Origin of the sequence: Oerskovia merdavium (assembly GCF_014836755.1) — a bacterium.
GTDB lineage: Bacteria > Actinomycetota > Actinomycetes > Actinomycetales > Cellulomonadaceae > Oerskovia > Oerskovia merdavium.
The window spans coordinates 322565-336742 of record NZ_JACSQF010000001.1 but is presented as its reverse complement, the minus strand read 5'-3'; the positions used below and the strand labels follow the sequence as shown (position 1 = coordinate 336742).

General features: G+C 73.4%; 14 protein-coding genes. 8 read left to right on the top strand and 6 right to left on the bottom strand.

Translation table 11 applies throughout. From position 1 onward, the window contains the following. Positions 1 to 2 precede the first annotated feature (2 nt). Complete coding sequence (locus tag H9641_RS01335) at positions 3 to 2039, bottom strand: glycoside hydrolase family 15 protein (RefSeq protein ID WP_191800294.1); 2037 nt, start codon at positions 2037 to 2039, stop codon at positions 3 to 5. 184 nt (positions 2040 to 2223) lie between these two features. Here H9641_RS01335 and H9641_RS01330 point away from each other — a divergent pair, with 184 nt between their 5' ends. Continuing rightward, positions 2224 to 2628, top strand: coding sequence for an FKBP-type peptidyl-prolyl cis-trans isomerase (locus tag H9641_RS01330; RefSeq protein WP_056645814.1), 405 nt, complete (start codon positions 2224 to 2226; stop codon positions 2626 to 2628). A gap of 41 nt (positions 2629 to 2669) precedes the next feature. On the opposite strand, the gene H9641_RS01325 is transcribed toward H9641_RS01330, so the two are convergent. After that, positions 2670 to 3956 (bottom strand): class I SAM-dependent methyltransferase, encoded by a 1287-nt coding sequence (locus H9641_RS01325; RefSeq protein ID WP_404821914.1) that lies wholly within the window; start codon positions 3954 to 3956, stop codon positions 2670 to 2672. A 34-nt stretch (positions 3957 to 3990) separates the two neighbouring features. After that, the gene (locus H9641_RS01320; protein WP_191800292.1) at positions 3991 to 4860 is read right to left on the bottom strand and encodes a LysR family transcriptional regulator ArgP; all 870 of its coding nucleotides are present in this window, start codon (positions 4858 to 4860) and stop codon (positions 3991 to 3993) included. A gap of 69 nt (positions 4861 to 4929) precedes the next feature. Here H9641_RS01320 and H9641_RS01315 point away from each other — a divergent pair, with 69 nt between their 5' ends. Together H9641_RS01315 and H9641_RS01310 are read left to right on the top strand one after the other, a co-directional pair. Then, positions 4930 to 5541: a LysE/ArgO family amino acid transporter gene (locus tag H9641_RS01315; RefSeq protein ID WP_191800290.1), complete on the top strand. Its 612-nt coding sequence runs from the start codon at positions 4930 to 4932 to the stop codon at positions 5539 to 5541. Between the two features lie 158 nt (positions 5542 to 5699). Continuing rightward, entirely contained in the window at positions 5700 to 6008 is a 309-nt protein-coding gene (locus H9641_RS01310) for a SelT/SelW/SelH family protein (RefSeq protein ID WP_191800287.1), read from the top strand. 35 nt (positions 6009 to 6043) lie between these two features. Here H9641_RS01310 and H9641_RS01305 read toward each other — a convergent pair whose 3' ends face one another. Next, positions 6044 to 6478, bottom strand: a complete 435-nt coding sequence (locus H9641_RS01305; RefSeq protein ID WP_191800285.1) for a DUF5997 family protein — start codon at positions 6476 to 6478, stop codon at positions 6044 to 6046. 60 nt (positions 6479 to 6538) lie between these two features. Here H9641_RS01305 and H9641_RS01300 point away from each other — a divergent pair, with 60 nt between their 5' ends. Then, entirely contained in the window at positions 6539 to 7468 is a 930-nt protein-coding gene (locus H9641_RS01300; protein ID WP_191800283.1) for a LysR substrate-binding domain-containing protein, read from the top strand. A 27-nt stretch (positions 7469 to 7495) separates the two neighbouring features. On the opposite strand, the gene H9641_RS01295 is transcribed toward H9641_RS01300, so the two are convergent. Further along, a complete protein-coding gene (locus H9641_RS01295) occupies positions 7496 to 8332 on the bottom strand; it encodes a CPBP family glutamic-type intramembrane protease (RefSeq protein WP_191800281.1) in 837 nt (278 codons plus the stop codon). Between the two features lie 126 nt (positions 8333 to 8458). On the opposite strand from H9641_RS01295, the gene H9641_RS01290 reads away from it, so the two are divergent. After that, on the top strand, positions 8459 to 9238 hold the full coding sequence (locus H9641_RS01290; RefSeq protein ID WP_318244311.1) for a phosphatase PAP2 family protein: 780 nt from the start codon (positions 8459 to 8461) through the stop codon (positions 9236 to 9238). 131 nt (positions 9239 to 9369) lie between these two features. On the opposite strand, the gene msrA is transcribed toward H9641_RS01290, so the two are convergent. Next, positions 9370 to 10032, bottom strand: a complete 663-nt coding sequence (gene msrA, locus H9641_RS01285; RefSeq protein ID WP_191800279.1) for a peptide-methionine (S)-S-oxide reductase MsrA — start codon at positions 10030 to 10032, stop codon at positions 9370 to 9372. A 164-nt stretch (positions 10033 to 10196) separates the two neighbouring features. Here msrA and H9641_RS01280 point away from each other — a divergent pair, with 164 nt between their 5' ends. The 3 genes from H9641_RS01280 to ilvA are packed head-to-tail and all read left to right on the top strand — an operon-like array spanning position 10197 to position 14016. Further along, on the top strand, positions 10197 to 11429 hold the full coding sequence (locus tag H9641_RS01280; protein ID WP_191800277.1) for a cystathionine gamma-synthase: 1233 nt from the start codon (positions 10197 to 10199) through the stop codon (positions 11427 to 11429). Beyond that, on the top strand, positions 11426 to 12799 hold the full coding sequence (locus H9641_RS01275) for an AI-2E family transporter (RefSeq protein WP_191800275.1): 1374 nt from the start codon (positions 11426 to 11428) through the stop codon (positions 12797 to 12799). Before H9641_RS01280 ends, H9641_RS01275 begins: the two co-directional genes overlap by 4 nt. A gap of 50 nt (positions 12800 to 12849) precedes the next feature. Beyond that, positions 12850 to 14016, top strand: a complete 1167-nt coding sequence (gene ilvA / locus H9641_RS01270) for a threonine ammonia-lyase (protein WP_191800608.1) — start codon at positions 12850 to 12852, stop codon at positions 14014 to 14016. The last annotated feature ends 162 nt before the right edge of the window (positions 14017 to 14178 follow it).

Below are 14178 nucleotides of genomic sequence, written 5' to 3'. Positions count from 1 at the left end.
CGTCAGCGTCGGCGGGCCGCCTCGAAGTGCCCCGCGTCGTCGCGCCGTTCCTCGGCCCGCACCACGTGCACGACCGCGTTGATGAGTGCCAGGTGCGTGAACGCCTGCGGGAAGTTCCCCAGGTGCCGGCCCGAGTGCGGGTCGATCTCCTCCGCGTACAGGTCGAGCTCGCTCGCGAACGACAGCAGCCGCTCGCACAGCACGCGCGCCCGGTCGAGCTCGCCGACCTCGACCAGCGCGGACACCAGCCAGAACGAGCAGATCGTGAACGTCCCCTCCTCGCCCGAGAGCCCGTCGTCGGTCTCGTCGGTGCGGTACCGGAGCACGAGCCCGTTGACCGTGAGCTCGCTCGCGATCGCGTCGACCGTCGCGACCACGCGCGGGTCGTCGGGCGGCAGGAACCGCAGGAGCGGGACGAGCAGCAGAGACGCGTCCAGGGCGTCGGCGCCGTAGCGCTGGACGAGCACGCCCCGCGAGTCGACCCCGTGCTCGAGCACGTCGGCCCGGATCTCGTCGGCGACGGCCTGCCACTGGTCGGCGTAGTCGGGCTCGTCGTACATCCGGGCCAGCCGGGCACCGCGGTCGAGCGCGACCCAGCACATGACCTTGGACGACGTGAAGTGCTGGGGCTCGCCGCGGATCTCCCACAGCCCCCGGTCGGGCTCGTGCCAGTGCGCGGCCGCCTCCTCGACCTGGGCCTTGAGGACGGGCCACAGCGACTCGGGCAGCTGCTCGCGCGACTTGGCATGCAGGTACACCGAGTCGAGCACCGCTCCCCACATGTCGTGCTGCTGCTGGTCGTAGGCGGCGTTCCCGAGCCGGACGGGCCGCGCGTCGTCGTACCCCGCGAGGTGGTCGAGCGTGCTCTCGGTCAGCTCGGTCTCGCCCCCCACGCCGTACATGATCTGGAGCTCGCGCCCGTCGCGGCAGACGTCGTGCACGAACGCGAAGAAGTCGTCGGCCTCGCGGTCGAGACCCAGCGTGTACAGGCCCCACAGCGCGAACGTCGAGTCGCGCACCCACGCGTAGCGGTAGTCCCAGTTGCGCTCGCCCTGGGGCGCCTCGGGAAGGGACGTGGTCGCGGCGGCGAGCAGCGCCCCGGTCGGTGCGTACGTGAGCCCCTTGAGCGTGAGCGCGCTGCGCTGGAGGTACGAGCGCCACGGGTGGTCGGGGAAGACGCCCTGCGTGATCCAGTCGCGCCAGTACTGCTCGGTGCGGCCCATGGCGTCGGCGGCCTCGGGCCAGGTCCCGGGCGTCGGGCGGTCCGACCACGACAGCGTCACGTACGCGGTCTCGCCCGCGCTCATGCGCGTGCGACCCTGCGCGCGACGGTCCTCGATGCCGAGCCGCAGGCTGCCGCTCAGGCGCAGGTCCGGGCTCGCCGTGAGGGGCGAGCGGGTCACGAGCGTGCTGTACGTGGGCCCCTCGTACTCCCACCGGGCGGCCTCGCGCCCGTAGTCCGGGAGCGGTTCGCACACGACCTCGACGTCCACCGTGCCGTTGACGCACACGATCGTGCGCAGCAGCATGTGCTCGGCGTCGCAGTCCGTGGGCGTGCGCCGGTGCGTCCGCGAGCGTTCGTCGACGTTGTGCCAGGGCCCCATGAGCATCGCGTCGCGCACGACGAGCCAGCCCGTGGGCGTCTGCCACGTCGTCTCGAGCACGAGCGTGCCCGGCACGTAGCGGCGGGCCGCGGGCACCCGTGCACCGTAGGGTCCCACGCGGAACGAGCCCGCCCCCCGGTCGAGCACGGCCGCGAAGATGCTGGGCGCGTCGGGGCGCGGCACGCACATCCACTCGATCGCGCCGCTCGGGGCCACGAGCGCGTTGCACTCGCAGTCGGACAGGAACGCGTACTCCGCGATCCCGGGGAACGCCGAGCGTCGCCCGCTCGGCACCTGGGCGCCGCCCGCGTGCGTCACGGGCGAGTCGAGCCCGTCGCCCGCGTCGACCGGCCGGGCGGAGTCGGCCGGGGCGAGCGGGGCGGCCGGGGGCGGGGCGTCCTGGGTGGTCTCGCGATCGGCACGCGGAGCGTTCATCCAGCCAGCGTGCGCCTCCGGGCGGCGGTTGTCAGGTGGAGCGGTGCCCGACGGCGGAGCGCACCCGGGAGCGCGCGGTGCGCTCCGTCGTCGGGCACGCGGGACGGGCGAGCCGGGCCCGCCGGTGAGGCGCGCCGCTTAGGCTTGTTCTCGAAACCCTGCACTCCCACCGAGAGGTAGCACCATGAGCACGCAGCTCCCCACCGCGTCCGGCACGTTCGGCGACAAGCCCGTCCTGACGTTCCCCGAGGGCGGCGCCCCCGCCGGCCTCCAGGTCCAGGTCCTCGAGGAGGGCAGCGGCCCGGTCGTCACCGCAGGCCGCACCATCGTCGTGAACTACCTGGGTCAGGTCTGGGACGGCGACATCTTCGACACCTCGTACGACCGCGGCCAGACCATCTCGTTCCCCATCGGGACCGGCGCGGTCATCGGCGGCTGGGACAAGGGCCTCGTGGGCCAGAACGTCGGATCGCGCGTCCTGCTCTCGATCCCGCCGGAGCACGGCTACGGCATGCGCGGCGTCCCCCAGGCGGGCATCGGCGGCACGGACACGTTGGTCTTCGTGGTGGACGTCGTCGGGGTCCAGTGACCTCGACCTCACGCGACTGACGGGCCGGGGCCCTCAGGTTCTCACCGGGCGACGCTGCGCGTCACCGTGAACTTGGGGCCCCGGCCCGCCTGCGTCGTGGGGCCCACCGCGCGCTCGAGCGCGGGGCGGTAGCGCAGGTGCGAGTTGTAGACCGTCCACAGCTCGCCGCCCGGGCGCAGCACGCGCCCCGCGGCCGCGAACATGCGGTGCGCGACGCCCGTGCTCAGGGCGGCGCCCTGGTGGAAGGGCGGGTTGCACAGCACGACGTCGGCGCTGCGTTCCGCGAGCGAGGAACCCACGTCGTCGCGCACCACGCGCACCCGCTCGCCCACACCGCCGGCCACAGCCGTCGCTCGGGCCGAGCGCACCGCGGCCTCCGACTGGTCGGTCGCCACGACCACGGCGTCCGGGCGCGAGCGCGCGAACGACACCGCGAGGATGCCCGTGCCGCAGCCCAGGTCCACGGCGTCGCGCGCGTCGGGCGAGACCCGGTCGAGGAAGCCCAGGAGGTAGCGCGTGCCGATGTCGAGGCTCGCACCCGCGAACGCCGCCCCGTACGCGACCACGTCGAGGTCGAGCTCCGCCAGGTGCTCGGTCACGGGATAGGTGAGGCCGACGCCGGGACGGGGCCCGCGCGCCACCAGGACGCGCGACTTCTGCCGAGCGAGGCTCGCCCGCACGTCCGTGAAGGACTCGGCCAGGACGTCGTTCATGGTCGGGGTCATGTGCTTGAGGCGGCCACCGGCGAGCACCACCACGTCCGGCGCGGCGAAGCGCGCCACGTGCTCCGCGACGTCGCGCAGCGCGGCGAGCGAGCGCGGGAGCTGGAGCAGGACGACGCGCGCGCCCCGCAGCAGGTCCTCGCCGAGCGGGAGGTGGGTGAAGGTGGCAGTCAGTCCCGCCTGGCCGTGGACCGTCGCCTCGTGCGCGTTCCGGTCGAGCGCGAGCTCGCTCGTCAGCGCGTCCTGGTGGACCCGGATCCCCGTGAGCCCGTGCGCGACCGCGGCACCCAGGGTCAGCGCCCCGAACCGGTCGTCGATCACGACGACCTCACCCGGGCCGCTCGCAGCCAGGGCGCTCGCCGCCTCGTCGAGCAGCAACCGGTCCGTCGCGTCGACCGCGACGAGCGGAGGGTCTGCCGCGCCGCCGCGCGGGTGAGCGGGATCGTCGTCGGGCGAGAAGCGCTCGAGCCCCGCGAGCAGCCGGTCGAGGGCGGCCTGGTCCCGGAGCGCCGCGGCGTCAGGCTGTGCGGCGCGGCCTGGGCCGGCCGGGCCGTCGGACGGGACGGAGCTGCGGGGAAGTCGTTCGTCGGAAGTGGGGGAGGGCACGGGACAAGTCTGCCCTGCCCCGTGGTGCCCGGCGTCAGCGCAGGTGGGTGGCCGCGGCCTCGCGGACGGCGGTCGCGACCCTGTCGAGCGTGGGTGAGTGCAGGCGCCACTGCTGCCAGTACTGCGGCACGGTCAGGCTCGCTGCGTCGTCGAACCCCACGAGCAGGCCCGCCGCCTCCGGCTCCCGGCTCTGGAGGTCCGGCAGCATGCCCCAGCCCATGCCGAGCTCGACCGCGCGCAGGAACTCGTGCGAGGCCGGGACGTGGTGGCGCGGGCCGCCCGCGCGCCCGCCCAGGTAGCGGTCCTGGAGGTCGTCCTTGCGGTCGAACACGAGGACGGGCGCCGCTGCGAGTGCGGCGGCCGTGGGGCCGTCGGGGAACCAGCGCTCGACGAACGCCGGGCTCGCGAACGGGCGGTAGCGCATCCGGCCCAGCCGCGTCGAGCGGCAGCCGGGGACGGCCTCGGCGACCGACGTGATCGTGGCGACGGCCTTCCCGTCCCGCAGGAGGTCGATCGAGTGGTCCTGGTCCTCGCGCAGGATCTCCAGCCGGGCCCAGGCCGAGGCCTCGGCGAGCACGGGAAGGGCCCAGGTCGTCAGGGCGTCGCCCGTGATGACGAGCGTGAGCTCGGGGGTGTCTCCCTCGGCCAGGTCGAGCTCGGCCAGGACCTCGGCGTGCTGGAGGGCGAGCCGGCGTGCGTGGCGCACGAGCACCTCGCCCGGCGCCGTGAGCGTCGCGGGCCGTCCCCGGCGCACCAGCACCTGGCCCACGGCGGCCTCGAGCGCGCGCATGCGCTGGCTGATCGCGGACGGGGTCACTCCGAGCTGCTGCGCGGCGGCCTCGAACGTGCCCGCGGTCGCGATCGCGTCGAGCGTCCGGAGCTGGTCGGCCTGAAGATCCACCATGAGCAGATCTTAAGGTTCTGCAGAAACATTCGCTGTACTGAACCGCTGGCCCTGCCTACCGTGGAGGACGTGACCACCCTCGCGCCCCTGCTCGCCGGCCTCGGCACCGGACTGTCCCTGATCGTCGCGATCGGGTCGCAGAATGCGTTCGTCCTGCGGCAAGGGCTGCGGCGCGAGCACGTCCTGCCCGTGGTCCTGGTGTGCGCGCTGTCGGACCTGGTGCTCATCGCCGCGGGCGTCGCCGGCCTGGGCGTCCTCGTCTCGAACGCCCCCGTGCTGCTCGCGGTCGTGCGCTGGGGCGGGGCCGCGTTCCTGCTCGTCCTGGCGGTCCAGGCTGCCCGGCGCGCGCTGCGCCCCGCGGCCCTCGAGGCGGCCGAGGGTGGGCTGCGGATGTCGGTGGGTGCCGCCGTCGGGACCGCGCTCGCCCTCACGTGGCTCAACCCGCACGTCTACCTCGACACGGTCCTGCTGCTCGGCTCGCTCGCGGCAGCGTACGGGGAGAGCGGGCGCTGGGTCTTCGGCATCGGGGCCGGGATCGCGAGCCTCGTCTGGTTCACGGCGCTGGGCTTCGGGGCGCGTGTGCTCGCGCCGCTCTTCGCGCGCCCGGTCGCGTGGCGCGTGCTCGACGGCGGGATCGCGCTCGTCATGGCCGTGCTCGCGGTCGTGCTCGTCGTGCGCTGACGGGTCGGCTCGCGGTGCCGAGCACGAGGTTGCGGTCGCTGTGACGGGTTCGGCGACCGCAACCTCGTGCTCGGGTGCGCGCAACCTCGTGCTCGGCGCCCGGGGGCCACGGACGGCCGCGGTGCTCGGCGGGCCCCGTCGTCTGGCACGCTGGGCGCGTGGACGAACAGAGCACCGAGACACCGGCCCGCGTGGAGATCACCTACTGCACGCAGTGCAACTGGCTGCTGCGTGCGGCATGGCTCGCGCAGGAGCTGCTGACGACGTTCGGGACCCGGCTCACCGAGGTCGCGCTGGTACCCGGCACGGGCGGGATCTTCCAGGTCCGCGTGGGCGACGAGCTCGTGTGGGACCGCAAGGAGAAGAAGGGCTTCCCCGAGGTCCCGGTGCTCAAGCGGATCGTGCGCGACCGAGTGGCCCCCGGCCTCGCGCTCGGTCACACCGACCGCGCCGGGGGCGCCTCCTAGCCGCTGCCTCCGGGCCGCTCAGACGACGCGAGGCGTCACTCGGCCGCTGCGGCCTTGTGCTCGGCCTCGCGGTTCGCGCGCGCGACCTTCTTGGCCTTCTTGAGGTCGCGCTCCTTGATGCGCTCCTCCTCGGCGCGGACCTCGGCCTGGATGGTGCGCTCGCGCTCGAGCCACGCCGGCGGGTCCTCACGGAGCTCGTTGATCTGCTCGGTGGTCAGTGCTTCCTCGACGCCGCCGCGGGCCAGGCCCGCGATCGAGACGTTCAGGCGACCGGCGACGACGGGTCGCGGGTGGGGTCCGTTGCGACGGAGCTCGACGAGCCACTCGGGCGGGTTGGTCTCCAGCTCCTCGAGCTGGCCGCGCGTGATGGTCCCCTCCTGGAACTCCTGGGGAGTGGCGGGAAGGTACACCCCGAGCTTCTTCGCCGCGGTAGCGGGCTTCATGGTCTGGGAGGAGTGCGGGGTGCTCATGGTCCCAGGGTATCGGTCCCGGCCGCGGTTCCTCGTCCCGGGGGCGGCTAGTGTTGTCGGGTGGAAGAGACTGCGCGCAGCGCCGAGCACGAGGCCGAGCAACCGGCCGAGGACGTATCCGACGCGCAGGCCCCCGGCTTCCGCCTGGCCTACGTCCCCGGCGTCACCCCGTCCAAGTGGGTGCGGACGTGGATCGACCGCGTCCCCGACGTGCGCATCGAGGCGCTCGCGGTGCCGTCCGCGCAGGTCGAGGCCCTCCTGCTCGACGGCGGGGCGGACGTCGCGATCCTGCGTCGCCCCGTGCGCAGCGAGGACCTGAGCCACATCGCGATGTACACCGAGGTGCCCGTCGTCGTCGTGCCGCGCGACCACGTCTTCGCGGCGCTCGAGAGTGACGAAGCGCTCACCGTGGCCGACCTCGCCGACGAGGTGCTCCTGCACCCGCTCGACGACGTCCTGGGCTGGGCGGAGGCCTCCGACGGCGCAGCCGCGGACGACGACCGGCTCGCGCTGCCCGGCAAGCCTGCGCGCGAGCGTCCGACCACGACGGCCGACGCGATCGAGCTGGTCGCCGCGGGGATCGGGCTGCTGGTCGTGCCGCAGTCGCTCGCGCGGCTGCACCACCGCAAGGACCTGACGTACCGGACGCTCGGCGACGGCCCCGAGGCCCCGGTCGCGCTGGGGTGGGTCACCGAGGACAAGACGGACCTCGTCGAGGAGTTCATCGGCATCGTGCGCGGGCGCACCGCGAACAGCTCGCGAGGCGTGGCGGGCCCGACGCCCCCCACGCCCGAGGCGAGCAAGAAGAAGGACGGGCGTTCGTCGTCGGGCGGCAAGAGCGGTGCAGGTGCCAAGGGGTCCCGGGCCACGAGCGCCGCCGCGCGCAGCGGCGCCAAGCAGGCCCCGAGCGGCGGCAAGAAGTCCGGCAAGTCTGTCGCCAAGCGCCTCGGCAAGTCGCAGTCGATGAAGGGCCGCAAGAAGGGGCGCTGACGTCGGTGCGCGCCGCGCGCGGGCGGCTCAGCGCCCGCCCGTGACGAACACGTCGAACAGCTCCGGGTGGTGCGCGTGCACCAGCACCGCGAACACGATCGCGTCGAACAGCAGGTGCACGCACACCACGTACGTGAGCGACTTGGTGCGCGCGAAGATCCAGCCCTGGACCAGCGCGAACGGGATCGTCAGGAGCGGCCCCCAGCTGCGGTAGCCGAGCTCCCACAGAAACGACACGAACACGGTCGCCTGCAGGAGGTTCGCGGGCCACAGCGCGAAGTGGCGGCGCAGCAGCGCGAACACGACGCACACGAAGAAGAGCTCGTCCCAGATCCCCACGGCGTTGACACCCACGAAGAGTCGCGCGATCTCCTGCGGCGTCTCGATCGGGGGCCAGTTCTGGTACGAGCCCGACCCGATGAAGTACGCGGGCAGGATCAGGTAGCCCGCGACCAGGACGACGAGCAGGTACACGATCTGGGTCCGGTTCCAGCGCCTGCCCGTGCGCACGGGGAACCTGATCGCGTCGTCGCGGTAGACATAGCGCGAGACGGCCCACGGCACGAGCACGGCGAGCGAGAGCACCACGGCGAAGCGCGCGATCCCTGCGTCGCTCAGGTCGGCAGCGAGCGGGATGCTGCTGATGATCGCCATGCCCGTCGCGATCAGGAGCAGGTCGCGCCCGAGCCGCCGGTCGACCACGAGCCCCAGCGCCACGCCCGCGACGAGCGGGAGGTAGCCCAGCGGGCGGACGTGCACCGCGAACAGCAGGACCGCCGACCCGCACACGAGCGCCGCGGCGAGGAGCCGCCAGGCGACGCGCAGAGCAGTGTCGGCCGGGGCGGCGCTGCGGGCTGCGGTCACGCGCCCCACGATGCCACGGCCGCGCTCGTGAAGGCGGGGTGAGGGCCGCGCGAGGGTTGCCGGGAGGTCGCCCGGTCCGACCGTGGGCGGATGTTCATCCTCCGTTCACCTCCGTACCATTCCGGGGTGAAGTCCCCCAGATCGCCCCTCCTCCTGGCCCTGCTCTGGCTGCTCGCGGCCGCTGTGATCGTTCCGTCGCTGCTGCTCCTGAGGGGTCCGAGCACCGACCTCTACCTCGCGGTGACGGCCCGCACCGCAGACCTGCCAGGGGTCGAGCTCATCGCCGAGGTGGGGGTCGTCGTGCTCGCCCTGCTGTGGGTGCTCGCGGCCTGGCAGGCTCGCGGGGCGGGGCTCGTCGCGGTCGCGACCGCCGTCGTCGGGGGCGCGGGCGCCGTGCTGGCGTACGCGACGTCCGAGGTCGCCAAGACGATCGTCCAGCAGCCCCGCGGCTGCTGGGAGCTCATCGAGATCGCACACTGCCCCGTGGCAGGCGACTGGTCGTTCCCGAGCAACCACACGACCATCGCGTTCGCGCTCGGGACCGCCGTGGTCCTCACGGCGCTCGCGACGGGCCGCGCCCGCGGGGGAGTCGTGGACTCCCTCTTCGGCACGACGACGGCGCTCCGGTTCCGGCGCGCCCGTCGCCTCCCGCCGCACCGGGCCATGGTCGTCGCGCCGGTCGTCCTCGCGGTCGTCACGGGCGCGGCGCGCGTGGTGCAGGGCGTCCACTACCCGCACGACGTCGTCGCCGGTGCGACGGTCGGTGTGTGCGTCGTCGTCGCGGTCGTCCTGGCGCTGAGGGGGCCGGCGGCTGCGGGGCTCGGTGTGCTGTGCCGCAACGAGGCGGTGTGCCGGCTGGTGCTGGCGCCGGGGGTTCGTGGCGAGGGTGGCGTGCGACGGGGCTGACGCTGAGCCGACCGGCCGAGAAGTGAGTAGGTGCCCCTGATCCGACCGGATCAGGGGCACCTGCTCACTTCTCGGCGAGACCGTCCAGCCTGGCGGGGCCGTTCAGACCGGCCAGGGCGCGCAGCCCACCGTCACGCCGCGTCGGGGAACGGGATCCCCGTCGTCGCGTGGCAGCGGTAGCCGTTGGGGTTCTTGTCGAGGTACTGCTGGTGGTAGTCCTCGGCGTAGTAGAACGTGCGGCCCTCGGCCGGCGCGACCTCTGTGGTGATGGGGTCGAGCCCGCGTGCGGTCAGCACCTTCTGGTACCGCGCCTCGGTCTCGCGGACCGCGGCCTCCTGCTCGGGCGTCGTCCAGTAGACCGCCGAGCGGTACTGGGTGCCGACGTCGTTGCCCTGCCGGTAGCCCTGCGTGGGGTCGTGGCGCTCCCAGAAGATCTTGAGGAGCTCCTCCTCGCTCACGACCGACGGGTCGTAGGCCACGAGCGCGGTCTCGGTGTGCCCTGTGCGCGCGGTGCAGACCTCCTCGTACGTGGGGTTCGGCGTGGTGCCACCCATGTAGCCGACGGCCGTCGAGATCACACCCGGCACCTGCCAGAAGATCTCCTCGGCTCCCCAGAAACAGCCCATCGCGAGGTACAGCACGCGCGTGCCCTCGGGCCACGGGCCCGTGATCGAGGTCCCGAGGACCGTGTGCGGGCGGGCCACGGGGAGCACGGGCTGGTCCCGCCCGGCGAGCGCCTTCTCGGGCGCGACCATCTGGGTCTTCATCGAGGACCCGAACAACGACTCGAACATCTTTACCTCCACCTGTTGCCGACACCTGGGCAACACCTCGTCGCCGCCCGCTGTTCCCCGGGAGCCTCCTGCCGATCGGCCGTGGGTGAAATGCACACGTCCGCTCTCCGAGAACCGTCGTGTTCGGCAGGAACACGCGCCGTCAGGGCACGTAGGCTCACAGGATGAGCAGCGCGAGCACTCCCTCCCACCCCGACTGGTCGAGCACCGGCTTCGCGACCCGCGCCATCCATGCGGGACAGGACCCGGACGCGACGACGGGGGCCGTCGTGCCCCCGATCTACCAGGTCTCCACCTACAAGCAGGACGGCGTCGGCGGTCTGCGCGGGGGGTACGAGTACTCCCGGTCCGCGAACCCGACCCGCACCGCGCTCGAGGAGGCGCTCGGCGCCGTCGAGACGCCTGCCGGGGCTGCGCAGGCGCGCGGCTTCGCGTTCGCCTCGGGCCTCGCCGCGGAGGACACGCTCCTGCGGGCGACGCTGCGCCCGGGTGACCACGTCCTGGTGCCCGACGACGCGTACGGAGGCACGTACCGCCTGGTCGCCCGGGTCTTCGGCCCGTGGGGGATCGAGCACACGGCCGTGGACCTCACCGACCTCGACGCCGTGCGAGCCGCGGTCCAGCCTGGGCGCACCAAGGTCCTGTGGGTCGAGACCCCGACCAACCCGCTGCTCGGCATCAGCGACATCGCTGCGCTCGCACAGGTCGCGCACGAGCACGGCGCGACCCTCGTGGTCGACAACACCTTCGCGACGCCCTACCTGCAGCAGCCCATCGCCCTGGGGGCGGACGTCGTCGTGCACTCGACGACCAAGTACATCGGCGGGCACAGCGACGTCGTCGGGGGAGCGCTCGTCGTGGCGGACGGCGCCGAGCTCCCGGGCGACCTCGTCTCGCCCGCGGGCACGCGCGGCCTGGCCGACGCGGTCGGCTTCCACCAGAACTCCTCGGGGGCGGTCGCCGGGCCGTTCGACGCGTGGCTCACGCTGCGCGGCCTCAAGACGCTCGCGGCGCGCATGGACCGGCACGCGGCCAACGCGGCCGCGGTCGCAGAGTTCCTCGAGACGCACCCCGCGGTGACCCAGGTCATCTACCCGGGCCTGGCGTCGCACCCGGGGCACGAGCTCGCGACGCGGCAGATGCGCGGGTTCGGCGGCATGGTGTCCTTCCGCGCCGGGAGCGAGGAGAAGGCGCTCGCGGTCTGCGCCCGCACCCAGGTGTTCACGCTCGCGGAGTCTCTCGGCGGTGTCGAGTCGCTGATCGAGCACCCCGGTCGCATGACGCACGCGTCGGTCGCGGGCTCGGCCCTCGAGGTCCCTGACGACCTCGTGCGCCTGTCGGTCGGTATCGAGGACGCAGCAGACCTGATCGCGGACCTCGCGCGGGCTCTCGCGTGAGCGCGGCATCGCGCAAGGGCCGTGCGGCCCAGGCGGGCGCTCCCCGCCCGACGGCGTCGTCCGCCCCCGCAGGTGCGGTCGCCTCGGCGGGCACGTCGGGGACGAACCCACGGGGCGGCAAGCCGTTCGGTGCGGAGGCCGTCCCGCCGTCGATCCAGACCGCCGCGGCGTGGTCGTGGCGTCTCCTCCTGATCGGCGCGCTCGTCGCCGCGAGCCTCTACGTCACGGCGCTGTTCAAGGTGATCGTCGTCCCGGTCGCGATCGCGCTGCTCCTCACGGTCCTGCTCACGCCGGTCCGCAGCTTCCTCCAGCGGCACCTGCGCTTCTCGCGCGGGCTGGCCTCGATCTCGGCCCTCCTCGGTTTGCTCGCGGTGGTCGCCGGGCTCGTCACGGTCGCCGGCAGCACGATCGTGAGCGGCATCGCCGAGCTCAAGGACAAGGCGATCGACGGCTTCAACGAGTTCATGGACTGGCTGGAGGCCGGCCCGTTCGGGATCGGCGTCGAGCAGATCAACGGGTACCTGAAGGAGCTCGAGGGCTTCATCAGCTCGAGCCAGGACAGCATCGTGTCGGGCGCGCTCGGTGCGGCCACGACGGTCGGCCACGTGGCCGCGGGGGCCGTGATCGCCCTGTTCTGCACGTTCTTCTTCCTGCTCGACGGACGAACCATCTGGTCCTGGTGCGTGGGGCTGTTCCCGGCGCGCTCGCGGTTCACGATCCACCAGGCCGGGCGCCGCGGCATCGTCACGCTGTCCGCCTACGCCCGGACGCAGATCCTCGTCGCCCTCGTCGACGCCGTCGGTATCGGTGTCGGTGCGGCCTTCTTCGTGCCGTCGCTCGCGCTGCCGCTCGGCATCCTCGTGTTCGTCGGGTCGTTCATCCCGATCGTCGGAGCGGTCGTGACGGGCGCGGTCGCCGTGCTGGTCGTGCTGGTCGCGAACGGGTGGGTCGCGGCGCTCATCATGCTGGGCATCGTGCTCGCGGTCCAGCAGATCGAGAGCCACGCGCTCCAGCCGTTCCTCATGGGGCACGCGGTCTCGCTGCACCCGGTCGCGGTGCTGCTCGTGGTCGCCGCGGGCGGGTTCGCGGCGGGCATCGTCGGCGCCCTGTTCGCGGTGCCGCTCGCAGCCCTGATCAACACCGTGGTCCTGTACTTCAACGGGCACGACAAGTTCCCCGACCTCGGGACCGACGACACCCTCGTCATCCGCGGCAAGCCCGCGGTGCCGGTCATGATCCGTCGCGCCGAGGCCGACCTCGCGGACGACGAGAGGGTCCCGGCCTCCTCGACCACCGCGGGTCGCCGGCGCACCCGCCTGGGGCGTGCGACGCCGTCGGGCACCGGGACGAGCACGGGCGGGGACGCGTGACCCTCGCTCAACCCGCCGTGACCCTCGACAGCATCCGCGACGCCGCCCGCATGCTCGACGGCGTCGCCTACCGGACCCCCGTCCAGACGAGCCGCGCGATCAGCCAGGTCGCGGGTGTGCCCGTGGTCCTCAAGTGCGAGAACCTCCAGCGCGCCGGCTCCTTCAAGATCCGGGGCGCGTACATCCGCATGGCCCGGCTCACCCCCGCGGAGAAGGCACGCGGTGTCGTCGCGGCGAGCGCCGGGAACCATGCCCAGGGCGTCGCGTTCGCGGCGGGGCTGCTCGGTATCCAGGCCGTGGTCTACATGCCGGTCGACGCCGCGCTGCCCAAGGTCGCCGCGACGCGCGAGTACGGCGCCGAGGTGCGTCTCGTCGGCGTCGACGTCGACGAGACGCTCGCGGCCGCGAAGGCCGAGGCCGAGCGCACGGGCGCGGTCTTCATCCACCCGTTCGACCACCCCGACGTCGTCGCGGGCCAGGGCACGCTCGCGCTCGAGATCCTCGAGCAGGTGCCCGACGTCCGCACCGTCGTCATGCCGCTCGGCGGCGGCGGCCTGGTCGCGGGCGTCGCGGCGGCCATGGCCGAGGCCGCGCCGCACGTCAAGGTCGTGGGGGTCCAGGCGGCGCGCGCCGCGGCGTACCCGGGCTCGCTCGCGGCAGGGGTCCCGACGACGTCGCTCGCCCGCTCGACCATGGCCGACGGCATCGCGGTGGGCACCCCGGGACCCGTGCCGTTCTCGATCGTGTCCGAGCTCGGTCCCGAGGTGCGCACCGTGACCGAGGACGAGCTGTCCCGGGCGCTGCTGATGATCACCGAGCGGGCCAAGCTCGTCGTCGAGCCGGCGGGGGCCGCGGGGGTGGCCGCGCTGCTGGCCGACCCGACCGGGTGGGAGGGCCCCGTCGTGGTGATCCTGTCCGGGGGGAACATCGACCCGCTGGTGCTGCTGCGCGTGCTGCGGCACGGGCTCGCGGCCGCGGGCCGGTACATGCAGATGCAGGTCCTGCTCGACGACCGGCCCGGGGCCCTCGCGCAGATGCTCGACGTGATCGCGGGGGTCGGCGGCTCGATCATGCACATCGACCACGACCGTACCGACGTGCACCTCGCGATCGGCGAGGCCTGGGTGCGCATGCAGGTCGAGACCAAGGGGCAGGAGCACTGCGAGGCGCTCGTGGCGCAGCTGCGGGGAGCCGGGTACCGGGTCCTGACGGGCTGAGCGGCCTGGGGCGGCGGGAGGGCCCTGGGCCCGGGCGCCCGACGCCGAGATGCGGCTATCGGGGGTCGAATCGCCGATTCGACCCCCGATGGCCGCATCTCGCGGGTGGTGGTCATGCGTCGGCGCACGGCTTCTGGGCTGGACGGGTGCTGAGGCGAGCCG

What these genes read in the sequence shown, in the direction of transcription:
- H9641_RS01280 (WP_191800277.1), top strand. Translation starts at nt 10,197, where the DNA reads ATGAGCAGCGCGAGCACTCCCTCCCACCCCGACTGGTCGAGCACCGGC.
- H9641_RS01320 (WP_191800292.1), bottom strand. Translation starts at nt 4,860, where the DNA reads ATGGTGGATCTTCAGGCCGACCAGCTCCGGACGCTCGACGCGATCGCG.
- H9641_RS01330 (WP_056645814.1), top strand. Translation starts at nt 2,224, where the DNA reads ATGAGCACGCAGCTCCCCACCGCGTCCGGCACGTTCGGCGACAAGCCC.
- H9641_RS01335 (WP_191800294.1), bottom strand. Translation starts at nt 2,039, where the DNA reads ATGAACGCTCCGCGTGCCGATCGCGAGACCACCCAGGACGCCCCGCCC.
- H9641_RS01305 (WP_191800285.1), bottom strand. Translation starts at nt 6,478, where the DNA reads ATGAGCACCCCGCACTCCTCCCAGACCATGAAGCCCGCTACCGCGGCG.
- msrA (WP_191800279.1), bottom strand. Translation starts at nt 10,032, where the DNA reads ATGTTCGAGTCGTTGTTCGGGTCCTCGATGAAGACCCAGATGGTCGCG.
- ilvA (WP_191800608.1), top strand. Translation starts at nt 12,850, where the DNA reads ATGCTCGACGGCGTCGCCTACCGGACCCCCGTCCAGACGAGCCGCGCG.